The organism is Amycolatopsis sp. cg5, from assembly GCF_041346955.1.
GTDB lineage: Bacteria > Actinomycetota > Actinomycetes > Mycobacteriales > Pseudonocardiaceae > Amycolatopsis.
This window is the reverse complement of the sequence record NZ_CP166849.1, coordinates 8530013-8549538: the sequence shown is the minus strand read 5'-3', so window position 1 is coordinate 8549538 and position 19526 is coordinate 8530013. Positions and strand designations below refer to the sequence as shown.

General features: G+C 69.3%; 20 protein-coding genes and 1 riboswitch. Of the genes, 10 read left to right on the top strand and 10 right to left on the bottom strand.

Going from position 1 to position 19526, the window contains the following annotated elements:
* Nucleotides 1-69: 69 nt before the first annotated feature.
* Nucleotides 70-1080, top strand: a complete 1011-nt coding sequence (locus AB5J62_RS38795) for a phosphatidylinositol-specific phospholipase C domain-containing protein (protein ID WP_370945015.1) — start codon at nt 70-72, stop codon at nt 1078-1080.
* Here AB5J62_RS38795 and AB5J62_RS38790 read toward each other — a convergent pair.
* The gene (locus AB5J62_RS38790) at nt 1077-1976 is read right to left on the bottom strand and encodes an NADP-dependent oxidoreductase (protein WP_370945014.1); all 900 of its coding nucleotides are present in this window, start codon (nt 1974-1976) and stop codon (nt 1077-1079) included. The genes AB5J62_RS38795 and AB5J62_RS38790 overlap by 4 nt on opposite strands.
* A 94-nt stretch (nt 1977-2070) precedes the next feature.
* Here AB5J62_RS38790 and AB5J62_RS38785 point away from each other — a divergent pair, with 94 nt between their 5' ends.
* Nucleotides 2071-2460, top strand: coding sequence for a winged helix-turn-helix transcriptional regulator (locus AB5J62_RS38785; protein ID WP_370945013.1), 390 nt, complete (start codon nt 2071-2073; stop codon nt 2458-2460).
* A gap of 41 nt (nt 2461-2501) precedes the next feature.
* On the opposite strand, the gene thiD is transcribed toward AB5J62_RS38785, so the two are convergent.
* On the bottom strand, nt 2502-3314 hold the full coding sequence (thiD, locus tag AB5J62_RS38780; RefSeq protein ID WP_370945012.1) for a bifunctional hydroxymethylpyrimidine kinase/phosphomethylpyrimidine kinase: 813 nt from the start codon (nt 3312-3314) through the stop codon (nt 2502-2504).
* Entirely contained in the window at nt 3311-4951 is a 1641-nt protein-coding gene (gene thiC, locus AB5J62_RS38775) for a phosphomethylpyrimidine synthase ThiC (protein ID WP_370945011.1), read from the bottom strand. Before thiC ends, thiD begins: the two co-directional genes overlap by 4 nt.
* Nucleotides 4945-5074, bottom strand: a riboswitch (TPP riboswitch). (Overlaps the previous gene by 7 nt.)
* A 145-nt stretch (nt 5075-5219) precedes the next feature.
* On the opposite strand from thiC, the gene AB5J62_RS38770 reads away from it, so the two are divergent.
* Nucleotides 5220-5789 carry a Uma2 family endonuclease gene (locus AB5J62_RS38770; protein WP_370945010.1) on the top strand — a complete coding sequence of 190 codons (570 nt, stop codon included), beginning with the start codon at nt 5220-5222 and terminating at the stop codon, nt 5787-5789.
* Nucleotides 5790-5996: 207 nt separating this feature from the next.
* A complete protein-coding gene (locus tag AB5J62_RS38765) occupies nt 5997-8165 on the top strand; it encodes a glycoside hydrolase family 15 protein (protein ID WP_370945009.1) in 2169 nt (722 codons plus the stop codon).
* 243 nt (nt 8166-8408) lie between these two features.
* On the opposite strand, the gene AB5J62_RS38760 is transcribed toward AB5J62_RS38765, so the two are convergent.
* Nucleotides 8409-8984 (bottom strand): peptide deformylase, encoded by a 576-nt coding sequence (locus AB5J62_RS38760; protein WP_370945008.1) that lies wholly within the window; start codon nt 8982-8984, stop codon nt 8409-8411.
* A 139-nt stretch (nt 8985-9123) separates the two neighbouring features.
* On the opposite strand from AB5J62_RS38760, the gene AB5J62_RS38755 reads away from it, so the two are divergent.
* Entirely contained in the window at nt 9124-9435 is a 312-nt protein-coding gene (locus AB5J62_RS38755; RefSeq protein ID WP_091288127.1) for a DUF3263 domain-containing protein, read from the top strand.
* A complete protein-coding gene (locus AB5J62_RS38750) occupies nt 9432-10058 on the top strand; it encodes a LytR C-terminal domain-containing protein (protein WP_370945007.1) in 627 nt (208 codons plus the stop codon). The genes AB5J62_RS38755 and AB5J62_RS38750 overlap by 4 nt, the downstream gene beginning before the upstream one ends.
* Nucleotides 10059-10109: 51 nt before the next feature.
* Here the strand turns inward: AB5J62_RS38750 and AB5J62_RS38745 are convergent, their stop codons facing one another.
* A complete protein-coding gene (locus tag AB5J62_RS38745) occupies nt 10110-12380 on the bottom strand; it encodes an AAA family ATPase (RefSeq protein WP_370945006.1) in 2271 nt (756 codons plus the stop codon).
* Nucleotides 12381-12459: 79 nt separating this feature from the next.
* Entirely contained in the window at nt 12460-13392 is a 933-nt protein-coding gene (locus AB5J62_RS38740; RefSeq protein ID WP_370945005.1) for an oxygenase MpaB family protein, read from the bottom strand.
* A gap of 75 nt (nt 13393-13467) precedes the next feature.
* On the opposite strand from AB5J62_RS38740, the gene AB5J62_RS38735 reads away from it, so the two are divergent.
* Nucleotides 13468-14088: a TetR/AcrR family transcriptional regulator gene (locus AB5J62_RS38735; protein WP_370945004.1), complete on the top strand. Its 621-nt coding sequence runs from the start codon at nt 13468-13470 to the stop codon at nt 14086-14088.
* Between the two features lies 1 nt (nt 14089).
* Here the strand turns inward: AB5J62_RS38735 and pssA are convergent, their stop codons facing one another.
* Together pssA and AB5J62_RS38725 are read right to left on the bottom strand one after the other, a co-directional pair.
* The gene (pssA, locus tag AB5J62_RS38730) at nt 14090-15043 is read right to left on the bottom strand and encodes a CDP-diacylglycerol--serine O-phosphatidyltransferase (RefSeq protein ID WP_370945003.1); all 954 of its coding nucleotides are present in this window, start codon (nt 15041-15043) and stop codon (nt 14090-14092) included.
* Nucleotides 15043-15744 carry a phosphatidylserine decarboxylase gene (locus AB5J62_RS38725; RefSeq protein WP_370945002.1) on the bottom strand — a complete coding sequence of 234 codons (702 nt, stop codon included), beginning with the start codon at nt 15742-15744 and terminating at the stop codon, nt 15043-15045. The genes pssA and AB5J62_RS38725 overlap by 1 nt, the downstream gene beginning before the upstream one ends.
* Before the next feature lie 164 nt (nt 15745-15908).
* On the opposite strand from AB5J62_RS38725, the gene AB5J62_RS38720 reads away from it, so the two are divergent.
* A complete protein-coding gene (locus AB5J62_RS38720) occupies nt 15909-16130 on the top strand; it encodes a hypothetical protein (RefSeq protein WP_370945001.1) in 222 nt (73 codons plus the stop codon).
* 40 nt (nt 16131-16170) lie between these two features.
* On the opposite strand, the gene AB5J62_RS38715 is transcribed toward AB5J62_RS38720, so the two are convergent.
* Nucleotides 16171-16464 carry a GlsB/YeaQ/YmgE family stress response membrane protein gene (locus tag AB5J62_RS38715; protein WP_370945000.1) on the bottom strand — a complete coding sequence of 98 codons (294 nt, stop codon included), beginning with the start codon at nt 16462-16464 and terminating at the stop codon, nt 16171-16173.
* A gap of 64 nt (nt 16465-16528) precedes the next feature.
* Here AB5J62_RS38715 and AB5J62_RS38710 point away from each other — a divergent pair, with 64 nt between their 5' ends.
* Together AB5J62_RS38710 and AB5J62_RS38705 are read left to right on the top strand one after the other, a co-directional pair.
* Nucleotides 16529-17092 carry a winged helix-turn-helix domain-containing protein gene (locus AB5J62_RS38710; RefSeq protein WP_370944999.1) on the top strand — a complete coding sequence of 188 codons (564 nt, stop codon included), beginning with the start codon at nt 16529-16531 and terminating at the stop codon, nt 17090-17092.
* Nucleotides 17089-18309, top strand: a complete 1221-nt coding sequence (locus tag AB5J62_RS38705) for an MFS transporter (protein WP_370944998.1) — start codon at nt 17089-17091, stop codon at nt 18307-18309. The genes AB5J62_RS38710 and AB5J62_RS38705 overlap by 4 nt, the downstream gene beginning before the upstream one ends.
* On the opposite strand, the gene glp is transcribed toward AB5J62_RS38705, so the two are convergent.
* On the bottom strand, nt 18260-19456 hold the full coding sequence (glp, locus tag AB5J62_RS38700) for a gephyrin-like molybdotransferase Glp (protein ID WP_370944997.1): 1197 nt from the start codon (nt 19454-19456) through the stop codon (nt 18260-18262). The two genes, AB5J62_RS38705 and glp, sit on opposite strands and share 50 nt — an antisense overlap.
* Nucleotides 19457-19526 lie beyond the last annotated feature (70 nt).

Here is a 19526-nt window from a genome sequence, read left to right as displayed (position 1 = left end):
CTTGGCCGTCACCATGTTGGCACAGTGTGAGAACGCGAAATTCTTTCAAGGCTCCGTGAAGGGATCAGGATGCGATTCTCCTCGGCAGCGCTGGCGGCGGGAATGCTGCTCGCCGTGATGACGGGCACGGCACACGCCGACCCGGCGAAGGTCTCCGGCAGCACCACGGTCGGGGTGCACAACACCTACGACACGGCCGCCTACGACTACCTCGCCCGCTCGCTCGACAACGGCACGTCGATGATCGAGCTGGACGTCTGGCCGAACATCTTCACCAAGGAGTGGAAGGTCAGCCACTCCAACCCGCTGGGCAACGGCAACAACTGCGTCGCCGCGACCTCGGCGTCCCAGCTCTACACCGGCGGCAAGAACAAGAACCTCGAGTACTGCCTCGACGACATCCGGATCTGGCTCGACGCGCATCCCGGCAAAGGCCCGATCCTGCTCAAGCTGGAGATGAAGACCGGCTTCTCCGACAACGGCGGCCGCGGCCCCGACGAGCTCGACGCGTCCATCCGCGGGCATCTCGGCGGGCACGTGTTCCGCCCGGCGGACCTGCTCGGCGGCTACGCCACGCTCGACGAGGCGGCGAAGGCGGACAACTGGCCGGCCCGGAGTTCCTTGCAGGGCAAGGTGTTCATCGAGATCATCCCCGGCACCGTCGAAGAGGGTAACCCGACGGACACGCTCAAGACCGACGTCGAGTACGCGCGGTACCTGGTCGGCCTGAAGAACGCGGGCAGGCTCGGCGACGCGCAGGTGTTCCCGACCGTGCACGGCGCGGTCGGCGGCGATCCGCGTGACAAGTACGAAGCGGCGCTGAAGCCCTGGTTCGTGTTCTTCGACGGTGACGCGAACGCGTGGCTGGGCAACACCGGCCCGTGGTGGTACGACGCCAATCACTACTTCGTCGTGATGACCGACGCGCACAACGTCGCGCCCGCCATCGACTCGCGCAACCCGACCCCGGAGCAGGCCACCCAGCGCCTCAACGATCTCGCGAAGGCGCATGCCTCGGTGATCACGTCGGACTGGGTGGGCCTGACCTCGGTGCTCCCGCTGGTCGCGCCTCGGGGTTAAAGCACGTTCAGCACGAGCTTGCCGACCACGCGGCCGCCTTCGCCGAGTTCATGCGCCTTGGCGACGTCTTCCAGCGTGAACGCCTGCTCGACGTGGACCTTGAGCTGTCCCTTTTCGATGAGCCCGACCAGGCCGGTGAGACCGATCTGGTCGGGCTCGACCAGCACCTGGCGGTGGCGCACGCCGTCGGCGCCGCCCGCCGCCACCGTGACCACGATTCCGCTGTCCCGCACGGCGGGGAGCCAGCGCGTGGTGCTTTCGGGGCCGACGACGGCGAGCAGCACGTCCACCTCCGACGCGGTGACCGCCGGGTCGCGGTAGTCGAGCGGCTCGTCGACGCCGATGGACCGCAGGAAGTCATGCTTCGGCGCGCTCGCCGCGCCGAGCACGTACGCGCCACGCGCCTTCGCGATCTGCACGGCCAGATGGCCCACCCCGCCGGCCGCGCCGTCCACGAGCACCCGCTGCCCCGGCCGGACGTTCGCGACGTCGACCAGCGCCTGCCACGCGGTCAGCCCGGCGAGCGGAAGCCCGGCCGCCTCGGCGTGCGACAGGTTCTCCGGCTTGCGCACGAAGTGACGCGACGGCGCGACCACGTAGTCCGCGTACGCCGCGGCCTGCTTCGGGAACAACGGCATGCCGAGCACCTCGTCGCCGACGTCGACCCCGGTGGCGCCGAACCCGAGCTCTTCGACGACGCCGGAGACGTCCCAGCCGAGCGTGTACGGCGGCTCACCCATGAAGACCTCGTGCGCCCGCGACTTCCAGTCGACCGGGTTGATCCCGGCGGCGTGCACCCGCACGAGCACCTCGGTCGGGCCCGGCGCAGGCCGGTCGGTCTCGATCACACGCAGCACTTCGGGTCCGCCGAACTCCTGCTGGGTCACCACTCGCATCGGTCTGCTCCTGTTCGTCTTCGCTGGCGTGACCTATGCTCGAACAGGTAGGCACTTTTCGCTAGAAGGCACTTCCTTGTAAAGTAGGTACCCAATGGAAACTACCTCTGAACAGCACTGGGACGTCTATCTGAAGAACTGCCCGTGCCGGGACGTGCTCGACCTGCTGGCGAACAAGTGGACAGCGCTGATGCTCGGCGCGCTCCGGCGGCGCCCGCACCGCTTCGGCGAGCTGCGCCGCGCGGTCGAGGGCATCAGCCAGAAGATGCTCACCCAGAACCTGCGCGCGCTGGAGCGCGACGGGCTGATCACGCGCACGGTCTACCCGACGACCCCGCCGACCGTCGAGTACGCGCTGACCGACCTCGGCGCGGACGTCTCCCGGCACCTCGTCGCGCTGAGCACCTGGTCGCAGGCGAACTTCGGCCGTATCCGCGAAGCGAGGGAGACCTTCGACTCCCGCGTCGTCGAACCCGTCTCGTGATTTAGCGGGCTTTACTCCGGGGAGTAAAGCCCGCTAAATCACTAATCCTTGAGCCGCCAGAACGGCGAGACCGGGCCGACTCCCTTGCCCAGCGGGTAGGACTCAGCCACGCACCGCTCGATGAACCGCTTGCCATCGGCCACGGCCGTCGGCACGTCCGCGCCCTTGGCCAGCGAGGCGGTGATGGCCGACGCGAGCGTGTCGCCGCCGCCATGCGTGTTCTCGGTGTCGTAGCGCGGCCCGCTCAGTTCGATGACCTCCCGGCCGTCCGAAAGCAGGTCGACGCAGTCGCCGGCGTCCTGCATGTGCCCGCCCTTGACGAGCACCCACGCGGAACCGAACTCCAGCAACGCTTCCGCGGCCGACCGCTGCGAAGCCGTGTCCGTCACCGAAATCCCGGTGAGCAAACGGACTTCGTCGAGATTCGGCGTCACCAAGGTCGCGCGCGGGAACAGCTCGGTCCGGATCGCGTCCAGCGCCTCTTCGCGCAACAGGGCGTGCCCGGTCATCGAAGCCGCGACCGGGTCGACCACGAACGGCACCGCGGTGCTCTGTCCGATGTGGACCTCGTCGAGCGTTTTCGCCACCGCGCGGATGATCTCGGCCGTCGCCAGCATGCCGGTCTTGGCCGCGCCGACGCCCATGTCCGTCGCCACCGCCTTGATCTGCGCGGTGACGACCTCGGCCGGTATCTCCGTGAAACCCTGCACGCCCAACGAGTTCTGCACGGTGACCGCCGTCAGCGACACCAGCCCGTGCACCCCGCACGCGAAGAACGTGCGCAGGTCGGCCTGGATGCCCGCACCACCGCCGGAGTCGGATCCGGCGATGGTGAGAGCGGTCCTCGGTGTCACTGGCCGACGACTGGCAGATAGACCTTGTTGCCGCGTTCGCCGAACTCCTCCGACTTTTCGGCCATGCCGGCTTCGATCGCTTCCACAGTGGACAGTCCGTGTTCCTCGGCGTACTTGCGGACGTCCTGGGTGATGCGCATCGAGCAGAACTTCGGCCCGCACATCGAACAGAAGTGCGCGGTCTTCGCCGCCTCGACCGGCAGCGTCTCGTCGTGGAACGAGCGCGCGGTGTCCGGGTCGAGCGAGAGGTTGAACTGGTCGTGCCAGCGGAATTCGAAGCGGGCCTTGGAAAGCTCGTCGTCCCACTCCTGCGCGTGCGGGTGCCCCTTGGCGAGGTCGGCCGCGTGCGCCGCGATCTTGTAGGTGATCACGCCGGTCTTGACGTCGTCACGGTTCGGCAGGCCGAGGTGCTCCTTCGGCGTGACGTAACACAGCATCGCCGTGCCGTACCAGCCGATCTGCGCCGCGCCGATGGCCGAGGTGATGTGGTCGTAGCCGGGCGCGATGTCCGTCGCGAGCGGGCCGAGTGTGTAGAACGGCGCCTCGCCGGTGAGCTTCTCCTCGAGCTCGACGTTCTCCTTGATCTTGTGCATCGGCACGTGGCCGGGGCCTTCGATCATCACCTGCACGTCGTGCTCACGCGCGATGTGCGTCAGCTCGCCGAGCGTCTCCAGCTCCGCGAACTGCGCGCGGTCGTTGGCGTCCGCGATCGAACCGGGGCGCAGCCCGTCGCCGAGCGAGAACGTCACGTCGTACTCGCGCAGTATCTCGCACAGCTCGACGAAATTGGTGTACAGGAAGGATTCCTTGTGGTGCGCGAGGCACCACGCCGCCATGATCGAGCCGCCGCGGCTGACGATGCCGGTGACGCGCTTGGCGGTCAGCGGGATGTAGCGCAGCAGCACGCCCGCGTGCACGGTGACGTAGTCGACGCCCTGCTCGCACTGCTCGATGATGGTGTCGCGGTAGATCTCCCAGGTCAGCTTTTCCGGCTCACCATCGACCTTTTCCAGCGCCTGGTAGATCGGCACGGTGCCGACCGGGACCGGCGAGTTGCGGATGATCCACTCGCGGGTCTCGTGGATCCGCTTGCCGGTGGACAGGTCCATGATGGTGTCGGCGCCCCAGCGGGTGGCCCACACCATCTTGTCGACCTCTTCCTCCACAGAGGACCAGACGGCCGAGTTGCCCATGTTGGCGTTGATCTTCACCAGGAAGTTCTTGCCGATGATCATCGGCTCGCTCTCCGGGTGGCACCGGTTCGCCGGGATCACCGCGCGCCCCCGCGCGACCTCGTCGCGCACGAACTCGGAAGAGCACCGCTCACGTGCGGCGATGTACTCCATCTCGCGGGTGATCACGCCCGCTTTCGCCCAGCCCAGCTGGGTTTTGTGCTCCCGGCCGTCCGCCCAGCCGGCACGCAGCCTGTGAAGTCCATTGTGGACATCGATGCTCGCGTCGTCGTCGGTGTACGGGCCGGAGGTGTCGTAGACGTCGAAGTGGTCACCGTTGGTCAGCTCGATCCGCCGCGCCGGGACCCGCAGGCCCGACTCGGTCGGGTGATACACCTTGTGCGAGCCCGAAATCGGCCCGGTGGTCACGGTCGGCTGCACGGCGGCATCATCTAGCGTCGTCAAGACGTTCACTCCCTACGCCGGCATTACCCGGTCAGGTTCATGCGGTCGGCGGCGCCGGGTCTCGTGGAAAGACACCAGCCGCCCTCTCAGCCCGCCAAGGCGCGAGCTCCCGCGGTGTTTGGTTGTACCCCGACCATGCCATGCCCGCCCCGAGTACTCAACCCCGCCTGCCCAGTGTCACTTGGCTGGGTCCACGGACACCGCGATTTCCGTTTTTGTCGGTGCCGCGAGGTAGCCTCGCAGGGGCAAGCAAAGGAGGTGAACTCGTATGGGCACCGTTGCCGTGGACGAAGGCTGGAGGGCGCTGGTGCGCTCCTGGCGGGAAACCGACGTACCGGATGGCTGGCGCGCCGAGATCTGTGAAGGAGAGGTCACGATGGTGCCGCCGCCCGGCGTCGAGCACAACCTGATCGCGGACCTGGTGCACCGTGCGTTGCTGGGCGCGGTTCCGCGGGAGTGGGGTGTCTTCCAGACGCTGGGCGTCTCGGTGGCCGATCTCCGCAAGCTGTACGTGCCCGATCTGGTGGTCATGCCGGTCGAGGCGCTTTCCCGTGCCGACCTCGATCCGGTGCCCGCGAGCGGCGCCAAGCTGGTCGTGGAAATCGTCTCGCCTGCCAACGCGCGAGTGGACCGCGTGGAGAAACTCCGGGCGTACGCCGAAGCCGCGGTCCCGCTGTACCTGCTGATCGACCGCTTCGACGAGCACGGTCCGCTCGTCACCGTGTTCTCCGAGCCGGTGGCCGGGCACTATCGCGAGGTCAACGCCGCGCTCTTCGGCAGCCTGATCGAGCTTCCCGAGCCCATCGGCCTCAAACTCGACACCAACGACTTCGGCTAGCCGAGTACGCGTCCATCGCTTCGGAATCCGTCGCGCACCTCGATTACACCGTTGCACCTGATGTGAGAGTGCACCTCGGTGAAAGATCAACGGGATGTGTTCGCTCTAGGTGAACCCACCATTCGGCCCTGTCTCGTGCCCGTGATCTGGGGCAGACTCATTCGCCGCTTCTGTAACGGTGCAGAAGCGATCTTTCTTGGGGTTGATATGCGCGAATTCCTGTACCCGGCGCTGGCCGGTCTGCTGGTCACCGGGCTGATCCCGGCGGCGGCAGCGGCGGCGCCGAGCGCGGACGCGCCGGGCGCACCCGGCACGCATCCGAGCTGGCTCCCGGCCAACAAGACCGGCTTCGGCACCGCCCGCTCGCAGGCAGGCAACGTCTGGTTCACGCTGCAGGCGGGCCAGCTGTCCGAGGTCTACTACCCGGACCTGTCCACTCCGGCCATCCGCTCGCTCAACTTCGTCGTCAGCGACGGCCGCGGCGCCACGGTCGACGCCGACGCCAAGTCCCAGCAGGTCCGCAGGCTCGACGGGCTGACCTACGAGCAGACGATCACCGACGACCAGCACCGCTGGAAGCTCAAGAAGACCTACGTGACCGACCCGGCGCGCGCGACGGTGCTCGTCAGCGCCGACTTCCAGTCGCTGACCGGCAAGCCGTTCGGCGTCTACGCGGTCATGGACCCGGATCTGACCAACGACGGCTCGGACGACTCGGCGAACGTCACCGGCGACGCGGTCGTCGCCGGTGACGCCAAGACCGGCGCCGCGCTGACCGCCAAGCCCGGCTTCACGCACAAGAGCGCCGGCTACGCGGGCGTGTCCGACGGCAGGACGCAGCTGACCAAGACGGGCAAGCTCGTCGACTACCCGAGTGCCGCCAAGGGCAACGTCGTGGTCACCGGTCAGACCACAGTGGACGGTCTGCGCACGAAGCACGTCGACCTCGCCATCGGACTCGGCGCGAACACCGCCGCCGCGCTGGACACCGCGCGCCTGTCGCAGCGCGCGCCGTTCGAAGCGGTGGCCAAGGCGAACGAACGCGGCTGGCGCGGATATCTGCGCGACGTCAAGGGCGCGCCCGATTCGCTGAAGACCAAGCAGGAGCGCGATCTCTACGAGGCTTCGGTGCTGATGCTCGCCGCGAGCGAGGACAAGCTGCACCCCGGCGCGTTCATCGCGTCGCCGAGCATGCCTTGGCGCTTCGGCAACAACGACCCCGAATGGTCGCCGTCGGGCACCTATCACCTGGTGTGGCCGCGCGACCTGTACCAAATCGCCACCGGCATGCTCGCCGCGGGCGACCGGCGCGCCGCCGAGCGCGCGGTGGACTACATGTTCGGCACGCAGCAGCGGCCCGACGGGCACCTGCCGCAGAACTCGCACGTCAACGGCACCCCGTACTGGACGTCCATCCAGCTCGACGAGACCGCGTTCCCGATCGTGCTCGCGCAGCAGCTCGGCAAGAAGGACGCGAAGACCTGGGCGGGCGTGCGCAAGGCGGCCGACTTCATCCTCGGCTACAAGGGCGAGAAGGGGCAGCCGTCGCCGTACTCGCAGCAGGAGCGCTGGGAGGAGCAGGACGGCTGGTCGCCTTCGACGATCGCCTCGGTGATCGCCGGTCTGGTCTGCGCGGCCGACATCGCGAAGGCCAACGGCGCGTCCGCCGACGCGGCGCGCTACCTGGCGGCGGCGGACAAGTTCAAGGCCGACCTCGCCAAGCAGACGATCACCACGAACGGCCCGCTGTCGAAGGACCCGTACTTCGTCCGGCTGACCAAGGACGGCGACGCCAACAACGGCACCAAGTACAACCTGGGCAACTCGAGCCTCACGAAGGACCAGCGCGAGGTCACCGACGCCGGGTTCCTCGACCTGGTGCGCCTCGGCATCTACCGCGCCGACGATCCGGTCATCGTGAACAGCATCAAGGTGACCGACTCCGACATCGCGTTCACGACACCGACCGGGCAGTTCTGGCACCGGTACTCGCTCGACGGCTACGGCGAGCAGGCCGACGGCAAGCCGTGGGACTACACGTACCCGGCCGAAAGCCGGACGACGTTCGGCAGGCTGTGGCCACTGCTCGCGGGTGAGCGCGGCGAATACGACCTGGCCAACGGCGACCGGGCGATGGCGGCCAAACGTCTGCGCGACCTCGGCCGGGTGAGCAGCTCGGGCGACACCATGCCCGAGCAGGTCTGGGACCAGAACGCGCCATCGGGCCAGACGGGCTTCCCGCCGGGCACGCCGACCGCGTCGGCGACGCCGCTGGCCTGGACGCACGCCCAGTACCTCCGCCTCGCCTGGTCGGTGCAGGCAGGCACGGTCATCGAGCAACCCCGCGTGGTCCGCTGCCACTTCCTGGGCTGCTGAAAAAAGCCCGAAAGCCACTTTCGGCAGATGCCATCTGCCGAAAGTGGCTTTCGGGCTAGGGCGTGTCCTGGGGATCTTGTGCGATGGGAGTCGTGATCCAGGTGGTCGCCGGCGGTGCTGCGGGATCATCCTCGTACCGGGTTGTACTCGGGTGATTCTGCGGTGCCGCCGGCGACCACCTGGGCGCGGCTAGCGCGTGCAAGATCCGCAGGACACGCCCTAGTCCTAGGGGTTGGTGCTGGGTCAGTCTTCGTCGTCGGGGGAGGGCTCGCGCGGGGGAAGCCAGGAGTTGCCGGGCACGCCCCACTTGTTGGCCTTGAGCATGCGCTTGGCCTCGCGGGCGTGGCGGCCGACCAGGCGGTCCAGGTAGATGTACCCGTCCAGGTGGTCGGTCTCGTGCTGCAGGCAGCGCGCGAAGAACCCGGTGCCCTCGACCTCGATCTGGTTGCCCTCGATGTCCTGGCCGGTCACCTTCGCCCAGGTCGCGCGGCCCGTCGGGAACGACTCGCCGGGCGCGGACAGGCAGCCCTCCCAGTCGTCGTCGGGGTCGGGCATGGTCTCGGGGATCTCCGAGGTCTCCAGCTTCGGGTTCACCACGACGCCCTTGTGCCGAGTGCCCTCGTCGTCAGGGCAGTCGTACACGAACACGCGCAGGTCGAGGCCGATCTGGTTGGCGGCCAGACCGACGCCCTCGGCGGCGTACATCGTCTCGAACATGTCTTCGGTGAGCGTGCGCAGCGCGTCGTCGAACTCGGTGATCTCCCGAGTCGGGTTGTGCAGCACGGGGTCGCCGGCGATTCGGATGGCATGGACGGTCACGGCGGCAATTTTGTCAGACCGTCGTGATAGACCATGACGCGCCGGGGTTGATCCCCACGTCGGACCCCGGATCCGTGGTTCAATGGCGCCCGCGGAATGACAGTCGTGGGATTCGCCGGACCTGATTGCGAGGAATCAGATGGACGCCGCGGAGTCGCTCGCCGATTCGTCCGGCGAGGGCCAGGCCGAGCCCATCGAGGGTCTCTCACCGCGCGAGGTCGAGGTACTCGCATTCGAACGCCAGTGGTTCAGGTACGCGGGCGCGAAGGAACAGGCGATCCGGGAGAAGTTCGGGCTCTCGCCGACGCGGTACTACCAGGTCTTGAACCAGCTGCTGGAAAAGCAGGAAGCACTGCAGGCGGACCCGATGCTGGTCAAACGCCTGCGCAAGATGCGTGCCGCGCGTCAGCGCACCAGGTCGGCACGGCGACTGGGGATTGAACTTCCATGAGTGTGTTCTCCGGGCTCTCCCGGCCGTTGAAGGCGGCCGGGCTGGCACTGATCGGCCTCGCGGTGATCGCGGGGGTGATCGGCGGCGTGACCGCGCTGACCGGTGGTGAGTCGAACGACACGGCCCAGCCGTCACAGTCCTCGAACCCGCCGCCACCCGCGTCCGGCACGCCCGCGCCTTCTTCGTCGGCACCGGCCCCGCCGTCGCCGTCGCCCTCCGCGTCGCCGTCACCTTCGGCCTCGCCGAGCGCCCCGCCGTCGAGCACGGTGCCCGGCGGCGCCCAGCCGACCCCGGGTGGCCAGCCCGGCGGCCCGCAGCAGGTGGCGAAGTGGGTGACCGTGCGCGTCTACAACAACAGCACGATCCACGGCCTCGCCGCCCGCGCCGCCGAAGACTTCAAGGCCTCCGGCTGGAACGTCGCCGAGGTCAGCAACTACTCGGCAGGCGTCATCCCGGCGACCACGGCCTACTACCGGCCCGGCACCGACGAGGAAGCCGCGGCGAAGGCGCTCGCCGCCGAGTTCGGCATGCGCGCCGAGGCCCGCTTCGAGGGCATCCAGCAGTCCTCGCCCGGCGTCATCGTCATCGTCACGAACAACTACCAGACCGCCAAGGGCAAGTAGCCGCGATAAAGCGGGCTTTACTCCCCGGAGTAAAGCCCGCTTTATCGCGTTCTACTCGGCCCGGTTCTTGGCGTAGGCCTCCAGCGAGGCCAGCTGGGCCGGGTCCAGCGAAGGCCGGACCGCGTCGCGAGCCTTGGCCAGGTGGGCGGCCGTGACCTCCGCCGCCTCCAACGACTCGCGCATGGCGGTCAACGCGGCTTCGCGGATCAAGGCCGCGCAGTCCGCGGCCGAGTATCGGTCCAAAGTGGACGCGATCTCGTCCAGGTCCACATCGGACGCCAAGGGTGTGTTCTTGGAGCTCGCGCGCAGGATGGCCGCGCGGGCCTCGGCGTCCGGCGGCGGGACGTAGACGAGGCGCTCCAGCCTGCCGGGGCGCAGCAGCGCCGGGTCGACCAGCTCGGGGCGGTTCGTCGCGCCGAGCACCACGACCTCGCGCATCGGCTCGACGCCGTCGAGCTCGGTGAGCAGTGCCGCGACCACGCGGTCGGAGACGCCCGAGTCCGAGGACTGGCCGCGGCGGGGCGCGAGCGCGTCGATCTCGTCCAGGAAGATCAGCGACGGGGCCGCTTCGGCGGCGCGGCGGAAGAGCTCGCGGACCGCGCGCTCCGATTCGCCGACCCACTTGTCCATCAGCTCGGCGCCCTTGACCGCGAAGACGTTCAGCGCGCCCGTGCCGGCGAGCGCCCTGACCAGGTAGGTCTTGCCGCCACCGGGCGGGCCGTAGAGGAGGACGCCGCGGGGCGGGTCGACGCCGAGCCTGGCGAACGAGTCCGGGTACCGCAGCGGCCAGAGCACGGCCTCGGTCAGCGACTGCTTGACCTCGGTCATGTCGCCGACGTCGTCGAGGGTCAGGCCGCCGGTGGCCAGATTGTCCGAAGTGGACATCGAGATCGGGCGCACGGTGGCCAGCGCGTCGAGCAGGTCCTGCTGGGCGATGCGCGGTTCGTCGACGTCACGCTGACGCAGCGCCGCGCGCAACGCGGCGTCACGGCGGAGCGCGACGAGGTCCGCGACGACGAAGCCCGGCGTCTTCTCGGCGAGCACGCCGACGTCGGTGCCCGGCTCCAGCGGGACGTCACGCAGCAGGATGCGCAGCAGCTCCGTGCGGACTTTGGCGTCGGGCAGCGGCAGGCCCAGCTCACGGTCGAGCAGGTCGGCGCCGCGCAGGCGCGGATCGACCGACTCGGCCTTCGCCGTGGTCGCGACCAACGCGAAGTCTTTGCGGCCCAACGCCTTCTGGAGCTCGTCGAGCACCACGGTCGCCAGCGGCGGCGGCTGGTTGGACGGCAGCAGCGCGTCGATGTCGGTGATCAGCAGCACCGCCGGGCCTTCGCCGTCGGTGGCGCGGCCGATCGCGTCGCCGATGCGGCCGGCGGCGGCGTTCGGCTCCAGCACGGCGATGCTCGGCGCGGCCAGCGAAACCACGCGGACGTCCTCGGATTTCGCGACCGCACGGACCAATGTCGACTTGCCGACACCTTCCGGGCCGGACAACAGCACGCCCAGCCTGCCGCTCGTGCCGAGTTTCGCGAGCAGCTCCGGGCGGTGGAACGCCAGGTCGAACCATTCGCTCAGCTTGCGCGCCGCGGACTCCGAGCCGGCGAGGTCGGCCAAAGGCGGCACGGACTCGGTCAGTTCCTCCAGGCTTTCCTCCTCGACGATCTCGGCGTCGATGAAATCGTCGGTGGACACCCGCTGCGTCGTGCGCACCACGGTCGTCCCGGTGCGGGCGGGCGCCGGGGTGTCGCCGGTGCGCGCGCCGTCACGCCAGCTGACCACAGTGGACGGTCCGACCGCGACCGGGCCGCCGGGGTCGGTCGCGGTGACCGTCAGCAGTTCGTTGGTCCAGGTCATCCCGATCATCCGCGACAGCTGCCCGCGCACCGCGGACACGTCGGAGCCGGGCACCGGCGTGAGGTCCTGCGGCAGCAGGGAAACCGCGTCCCCGACGGTCAGCACCTTGCCGATCAGCGCCAGCCGCAGCGTGCTCGGCGAGAGCGAGGCACTCGCCAGTCGCGAGCCGGAGACGGTGACCGTACGCGCCGCCTGCACCTCGGCCGGGGTGATCACGAGCTCCGCGCCCTCGGCCACGCCGAGGTTGGACATCGTGATGTCGTCCAGCAGCACGATCCCGGGCACTCCGGTGTCCTCGGACGGCGCGGCCAGCGCGGCGCTGACCCGCGCGCCGGTGAGGCGCACCGCGTCCCACTCGCGCAGGCCCAAGGCGTCGAGCACCTCGGGATGCAGCCGGACGACCCCGCGGCGGGAGTCGAGCACGGACGGGTTGTGGCGGGCGGTCAGCGTGATCTGGGGTGCGCTCACACCGCCCACCCTATAAGGAGTACTGAGCGATCTCGCGGAGTAAAGCGGGCTTTATCCCGGTCTGGCCGGGGCGTCGTGGTTATAGGGACTTGGTGTTGCGGTCGTGCAGGGTGGCGATGCGCTTGGTCAGGGCCTGCTCGCGTTTCGGGCCGGGGTTGCGGGCGAGGTCTCGGGCGAGGCGCACGGTGCGCGGGTAGCGGAGTCGCTCCGGCGTCAGCCGGGCTGTGTGGCGGATTAGCTGGCCGACGCGCAGGAAGCGGCGCTCGTCGCGTTCGGTCCATTGGAGGCCGAGTATTTCGCGGATCTCCGGGGGGAACGTGCCGTAGGTCAGCCAGGTCGCGAACCGTCCGAGCGTCGGCCACACGGCTTTCCACGCCGGTGCCAGCGCGCGTGGCAGGAACGGTGGCGGGGGAAGGCGGAGTCCGCGCGCGAGCACCTGGTGGACGAACGGGTGGTTCGTCAGCCGGGTCGAGACCATCGTGTCGTAGTAGGCCCAATAGTCCGCCGTCGTGGCCGGGATGTGCCGCTCTCGCACGCCGAGGATGCGCGCGAGGTTCTTGATCTCCTCGTACAGCCGTTCTTTGCCCGCTTCGTCGAGTGGCTCGCCGAAGACGCGGCATTGGGTGAGGAACGCCGTGTACGACGAGAGCGGGACCCAGGCCCACACCTCGGGGTTGAGCGCCGAGACGTCGCGGCCGTCGGTGTCGCGGCCCTTGACCGGCTTGTGCAACTCGGCCAGGCGCCGTGCTTCGACGAGTGCCTCGGGTCCGCCGTAGACCCACAGGTGGATGGAGTCGACCGAGCGTTCGCGGCGACCGAACGGATCGGTGAGCGCGACGGGCATGCGGGCCAGCGCGTCGCCGATGACCGGATGCATGGCCTGCATCAGCGTGGGCGCCAGGAACACCAGGTTGCCCCGATGATCGCCGGCCAGGTCCCACAGCAGCCAGCCGGGCCCGAACGGCACTGGTTCCACGCGGGAATGTCGCACTCGTGCCGTGGTCTCGGTCATCGACGGCCTCCCTCATATCTGCGAACACCTGTGTGCAGATTAGCCATGTGTACACAGGTGTGTCAAGATCGGGGTATGACGGCACGGGTCTATGGCGGGATGGACGCCGCCGGGCGCACGGCGGAGCGGCGGGCGAAGCTGTGTGCGGCGGGGCTGGAGTTGCTCGGCACCGATGGGCTGCAGGCCACGACCGTGCGCAAGGTGTGCGAACGGTCCGGGGTGGCCGCGCGCTACTTCTACGAGAGCTTCGCCGACCTGGACGCGTTCATCCTCGTGGTGTTCGACGAGATCATCGCCGAGCTGATCGAGAGTGGCATCCAGGCGTTGGAAATGGCGCCGAAGGACATGCGCGCCCAGCTGCGTGCCGCGCTCGGCTGCGCCATCGGGATCGTCGCCGACGATCCGCGCAAGGGCCATGTCGTGCTGACCGTCGCGATGGGCAGCCCGGTGTTGGCTCGGCGCAGGCTCGAAACGTCCGAGCTGATCGCCAAGCTGGTCGCCGAGCAGGTCCGCGCGCACACCGGCGCCGCGCCGGGCGAGCGGCAGCTGACGCTGGTCGCCAGGTTCCTCGTCGGCGGGTTCGCCGAGGCGCTCACGGCCTGGCTGCGCGACCCGGCGCAGTCAGCCCGCGATCAGCTGCTGGACGACTGCACCGAGCTGTTCCTCGCCACCACTTCGGCGCTCGGGAAGCTGTGACCTACTTGCGCCGCAGCCCGATCTGACGCCAGCTGCGCTTGCGCTGGCCGCCGTTGAGTGGCCGGTTCGACCTCGCGAGATGCTCGCCGTTGCGCGGCGGGATGCGCAGCGAGCGCATCGCCGCGCCCGCGACCCGGCGCCGCAGCGGCGGGCGCAGGCCAAGACGGCGCTGGCCACTGCGCCGCCGGATCGCCCGGCGCTCGCTGGCGGGCACAGTCCACGCTTCGGGGTGCGCGGCCAGCCAGCGGTGCCGGTAGACCGCGTACGGGATGTGCGCCAGGTACAGCGCCATCGCGACGGCCAGCGCGATCAGCGGGAACAGGAAGATCATCGTGCCCAGGAAGCAGACGCCGACCAGCAGCGGCGCGATGGCCTTCGGCGGCGCCTTGATGGTCTTGAGCGACAGCGTCGGGATCCGGCTGATCAGCAGCGCCGCGACGGCCACCGCCCAGACCCAGACCACCCACTGCACCGACCAGAAGCCCTCGCCGAACTCGAGCCACAGGATCACCGGCATCAGCGCGAGCAGACCACCCGCGGGCGCCGGGACACCGACGAAGAACTCCGAGGCGTACGGCGGCTGTTCGACCTCGAGGAGCGTGTTGAACCGCGCGAGCCGCAGCACGATGCAGACCGCGAACACCAGCGAGGCGACCCAGCCGATGCGGACACCTTCGGCGTGCCACACGTACAGCACGAGCGCTGGCGCGACACCGAACGAGATCGCGTCGGCCAGCGAGTCCAGCTCGGCGCCCATCTTGGACGTGGCGTCGAGCAGCCGCGCGATGCGGCCGTCGAGGCTGTCGAGCACCGCGGCGATGCCGATCGACGCGAGCGCCATCGAGTAGTTCCCGGCGAGCGCGAACTGCACGGCCGAAAGTCCGGCGCACAGCGCGAGCACGGTGATGGCGTTCGGCAGCAGCCGGATACCCGGCGTGCTGGGCACGCGGACCATCAGCCCTCCAAAGTGGGCAGTTCAGCGATGGGGGTTTCGCCGCCGATGGTGCGCTGGCCCTTGCGGACCAGCAGCTTGCTGCCCGGCGGCAGGTACAGGTCGACGCGCGAGCCGAACCGGATGAGGCCGTAGGTGGCGCCCGCGTCGACCTTGTCGCCGTCGGCGATCTCGCAGACGATGCGCCGCGCGATGAGCCCGGCGATCTGCACGACGACGAGCTCGTGGCCGTCGGAGGTGCGCATGAGCACGGAGTTGCGCTCGTTGTCGTCGCTGGCCTTGTCGAGGTCGGCGGACAGGAATTTGCCTGGCCGGTAGGCCACCTTCTCGATGACGCCGGTGGCGGGGATCCGCTGCACGTGGACGTCGAAGACGGACAGGAAGACGCTCACGCGCAGCCGCGGCTCGGCGGGCAGGCCCAGCTCGGGCGGCGGGGTGGCCTCTTCGATCAGCGACACCAGGCCGTCGGCCGAGGCGATCGCGAGGTCGGTCCTGACCGGCGGCACGCGCTTGGGCTCGCGGAAGAACGCGGCGGTCGCGGCCGTGGCCAGCGCGCCGACGACGCCGAGGCGCTTGGAGAACCTGCGCAGCACCAGCGTGCCCGCGAGGCCGCCGAGCACGAACGGGCGACCCGCCGGGTGCATCGGCGGGATGGTCTCGCGTGCCAGCTGGACGGCGTGGGTGAGCGGATTGCCGGAGCTCATCTGGTCGGTTCCCCGCAGACGTGTGGAGTGGGATGGGGCGGCACCACGTTACCGGGCGGCGCGGGTCACACCCCCGGCATGGGTGGTTACCGGGAGGGCCGAGTAACGGACCGTCGAGTTCCGCGATAACAGAAAGTAGTCGAAGTCAGTGGAGGGGTCATCCCATGTCAGCCATCGCGGAGGGGTACGGCGAGCGACTGGCCGCCTGCCTGGAGGCCTGGCGCCGGGACATCGTGGACACGCCGCTGGCGGTCCTGCCGGTTTTTTTCGACCTGGACTATGCCGTTGACGTGGTGAAAAAGGCCGGACGAGCCGACCGGACGCATGCGTCCCCCGACGACGCACGCGTCCGGCCGGTGCCTTGGAACCCAGTGGACCTACTTTAGTCGCAGTGGCCGCCGATGATCACTGATCGTCGGAGAAAAGTTACAAACGGTCACGCGAGCGACGGTTGCGCTGCCCGGCGCTGGAGATCAGCCGCAGGATCAGCAGCAGCACGACCGAGCCCAGCACGGCCACGCCGAAGCTCGGCAGGTCGAAGCCCAAGGTCTCGCGCTGACCGGTGATCCCGCGATAGATCAGGCCGCCGAGCGCGGCGCCGACGATGCCGACCGCGATGTTCACCAGGCAGCCGGAGCGGCGCCGGTCGGGGCCGCCGACCGCGAGGTTCGCGACCCAGCCTGCCAGCGCTCCGAAGATCACCCACGAGAAGAAACCCATGCGCTCAGGGTACCCGTCAAATATACAAGAGACATTGCACAAGAACTCTTGTACGTTAGCTCGCATGACCGAACGCGGGATCAGGGAGATCCACGACTCCAAAGTGCTGGCCGCCATGTCGCATCCACTGCGCAGGCGGCTGCTCGACGTGCTCAAGGTCAACGGGCCGTCGACCGCCAGCGTGCTCGCCGACAAGACCGGCCAGGCCGTCGGCAACGTCAGTCATCACCTCAAGGTCCTCGCCGCGAGCGAGCTGGTCGAGGAGGTGCCCGAACTCGCCCGCGACCGCCGCGAACGCTGGTGGCGCAGGTCGTCGGACGGCTTCAAGTGGTCCGTCAAGGACTTCCGCGACGACCCGATCGGCGAGGCCGCGGAGTCGCTCGCGCTCGAGCACCAGGTCGCGATCGCGCGCGCCTGGCTCGCCAACTGGCAGAGCTACGCGCCCGAGTGGGAAGAGGCCTCGTTCGACTCGAACGCCTGGGCCTGGCTCACCCCGGCGGAGCTCGGCGAGATCAAGGACCAGATCACCGCGCTGATCAGCGGCTGGGCCAACCGTGAACTGCCCGACGACGGCCAGGAGCGAGAACCCGTCTTCCTGTTCGCGCGCGGCATGCCGGGCAAGCCATGAGGGACTTCCGGCTGTTGTGGGCCGGCGAGACGATCAGCCTGCTCGGGAGCAACGTCGCAGCGGTCGCGCTGCCGCTGGTCGCCGTGGTCACGTTGCAGGCCGGCACTTTCGTCGTCGGCCTGCTGAGCGCGATCGCGTGGCTGCCGTGGTTTCTCGTCGGGCTGCCGGCGGGCGCGTGGGTGGACCGGTGGCGCAAACGCCCGGTCATGATGGCCTGCAACGTCATCTCGATGGTGGTGTTCGTCAGCATCCCGGTCGCCGCCTGGCTCGGCGTGCTCAGTGTGGCCCAGTTGCTGGTGGTCGCGCTGCTCGGCGGGGTGACGAAGGTCTTCTTCACGACCGCCTACCGGGCCTACGTGCCGCTGATCGTCCACGATGGACAGTTGCTCGGCGCGAACGCCAGGCTGCAGGGCAGCGAATCGGCCGTGCAGGTCGCGGGTCCCGGCCTGGGTGGCGTGCTGGCACAGGCGTTCGGCGCGGTCGCCGGTCTGCTCGTCGACGCGGTGAGCTTCGGTGTTTCCGCGCTGTCACTGCGGTTCATCAAGACCGAAGAGGACCGTCCAAAAAGGAGCGAGCGGCGGCTGCGCGCGGAGATCGCGGACGGCGTGCGGTTCCTGGCGCACGATCCGTACCTGCGGCGGCTGGCGGTCTTCGCCGCCATTTCGAATGTCGCGCTCGAGGGATATCAGGCGATCCAGATCGTGTTCCTGAGCCGTGATCTCGGCTTGAGTCCCGGCATGGTCGGGCTGGCGCTGGCCGTGTCGGCGCTCGGCGGCGTGGCGGGCGCGGGCATCGCGGGCTGGGTCAGCGCCCGGATCGGCACCGCGCGGGCGTTCCTCATCGCCGAGGCCGTCGCCGCGCTGCTGTTGCTCATCGGGCCGTTCGGGCTGGTGACCTTCGTGATCGCCGGGGTCGCGATCAGCATGGGGCTGCTGGTGTCCAACATCCTCACGGTGACCTTCCGGCAGCGGTACTGCCCGCCGGAGCTGTTCGGCCGGATCACCACGAGCATCGCGACACTCAGCTACGGCGGCATCGCGCTGGGCGCGCTGCTCGGCGGTGCACTGGGGCAGTGGCTCGGGGTGCGGCCGACCATGTGGGTCATGGCGCCGCTGCAACTCGTCGCCGTGCTCGTCGTCTGTCCACTGTGGAAAGAGCGGGATTTTCCTAGCAGATCAGCAGCACGTCCACCTCATCGCCTTCAGCCACAGCGGTGACGTCTTCGGGCAGCACGATCAGGCAGTTCGACTGGGTGAACGCGGCGAGCAGGTGCGAGCCAGCGCCGCCGCGCGGCCCGACCAGGCCGGTGACCTGGCCTTCCTTGTGGGTGTAGAAACCGCGGCGGAACTGGCGGCGCCCGGCCGGTGACTTCATCGCCTCGGTGAGGTTCGCGCGCACGCGCAGCCGGTGCACGCCGGTGTGGCCCAGCGCGGTCAGCAATGCCGGGCGCAGGAAGGCTTCGAACGACACCAGCACGCTCACGGGGTTCCCCGGCAACGTCACCACGGGAACCCCGTGCCAGCGTCCGCAGCCCTGCGGGCCGCCCGGCTGCATCGCGACCTTGGTGAACTCGACGCCGGAGTCGGTCAGCGCGTCCTTCACGACCTCGTACGCGCCCGCGCTGACCCCGCCGGAGGTCACCAGCAGGTCGGCGTCGCGCAGCTTCGGCTCGATCGCGGCGCGGAACGCGGTCACGTCGTCGGCGACACTGCGCACGATCTCGACCTCGCAGCCGAGCGCGCGGATCGCGGCGGCCAGCATCACCGCGTTCGACTCGTAGATCTGCCCGTACCGCAACGGTTCCGGCGGGACGACCAGCTCGGTCCCGGTCGACGCGACGATCACGCGCAGCGGCGCGCGCACCCGCAGCCGGTCCTTGCCGACGGCCGAGGCGAGCCCGAGCTGAGCGGGTCCGAGCCTGGTGCCCGCGGGCAGCGCGACCGTGCCCTCGTGCACGTCCTCACCGACATGGCGGACGTGGTTGTCCACCGGCACGGCTTCGAGGAGCCGCACGCGTTCCGTGCCGCCGTCGGTCTTCTCGACCATCACCACGGCGTCCGCGCCGGGCGGCATCGGCGCGCCGGTCATGATCCGCTGCGTGGTGCCCGGCGCGAGCGGCGGGACGTCGACCAGGCCTGCCGGGATGTCCCCGGTGACCGGTAGCTCGACCGGCGCGCCCGCGACGTCGGCGGCGCGCACGGCGTACCCGTCCATCGCGGAGTTGTCGAACGGCGGCAGCGAAACGCCCGCCAGCACGTCCTCTGCGAGCACCAGCCCGGCGCAGTCCACCAGCGGCAGTTCGCGTACCGGCGCGCTGCCGAGCAGCTTGGTCACGTTCTCACGATGCTCGTCGACGGAGATCACACGGACCATCCTGCCCCTAGCGGGGCCTCATGCGAGACTCTCCCCGCCACACGGCTCGTCTATGGGGAGA

Excerpts from the sequence above, each read along its gene's own strand:
- AB5J62_RS38795 (WP_370945015.1), top strand. The coding sequence starts at position 70 with ATGCGATTCTCCTCGGCAGCGCTGGCGGCGGGAATGCTGCTCGCCGTG.
- AB5J62_RS38790 (WP_370945014.1), bottom strand. The coding sequence starts at position 1,976 with ATGCGAGTGGTGACCCAGCAGGAGTTCGGCGGACCCGAAGTGCTGCGT.
- AB5J62_RS38785 (WP_370945013.1), top strand. The coding sequence starts at position 2,071 with ATGGAAACTACCTCTGAACAGCACTGGGACGTCTATCTGAAGAACTGC.
- AB5J62_RS38770 (WP_370945010.1), top strand. The coding sequence starts at position 5,220 with ATGGGCACCGTTGCCGTGGACGAAGGCTGGAGGGCGCTGGTGCGCTCC.
- AB5J62_RS38765 (WP_370945009.1), top strand. The coding sequence starts at position 5,997 with ATGCGCGAATTCCTGTACCCGGCGCTGGCCGGTCTGCTGGTCACCGGG.
- AB5J62_RS38755 (WP_091288127.1), top strand. The coding sequence starts at position 9,124 with ATGGACGCCGCGGAGTCGCTCGCCGATTCGTCCGGCGAGGGCCAGGCC.
- AB5J62_RS38750 (WP_370945007.1), top strand. The coding sequence starts at position 9,432 with ATGAGTGTGTTCTCCGGGCTCTCCCGGCCGTTGAAGGCGGCCGGGCTG.
- AB5J62_RS38740 (WP_370945005.1), bottom strand. The coding sequence starts at position 13,392 with ATGACCGAGACCACGGCACGAGTGCGACATTCCCGCGTGGAACCAGTG.
- AB5J62_RS38735 (WP_370945004.1), top strand. The coding sequence starts at position 13,468 with ATGACGGCACGGGTCTATGGCGGGATGGACGCCGCCGGGCGCACGGCG.
- pssA (WP_370945003.1), bottom strand. The coding sequence starts at position 15,043 with ATGGTCCGCGTGCCCAGCACGCCGGGTATCCGGCTGCTGCCGAACGCC.
- AB5J62_RS38725 (WP_370945002.1), bottom strand. The coding sequence starts at position 15,744 with ATGAGCTCCGGCAATCCGCTCACCCACGCCGTCCAGCTGGCACGCGAG.
- AB5J62_RS38720 (WP_370945001.1), top strand. The coding sequence starts at position 15,909 with ATGTCAGCCATCGCGGAGGGGTACGGCGAGCGACTGGCCGCCTGCCTG.
- AB5J62_RS38715 (WP_370945000.1), bottom strand. The coding sequence starts at position 16,464 with ATGGGTTTCTTCTCGTGGGTGATCTTCGGAGCGCTGGCAGGCTGGGTC.
- AB5J62_RS38710 (WP_370944999.1), top strand. The coding sequence starts at position 16,529 with ATGACCGAACGCGGGATCAGGGAGATCCACGACTCCAAAGTGCTGGCC.
- AB5J62_RS38705 (WP_370944998.1), top strand. The coding sequence starts at position 17,089 with ATGAGGGACTTCCGGCTGTTGTGGGCCGGCGAGACGATCAGCCTGCTC.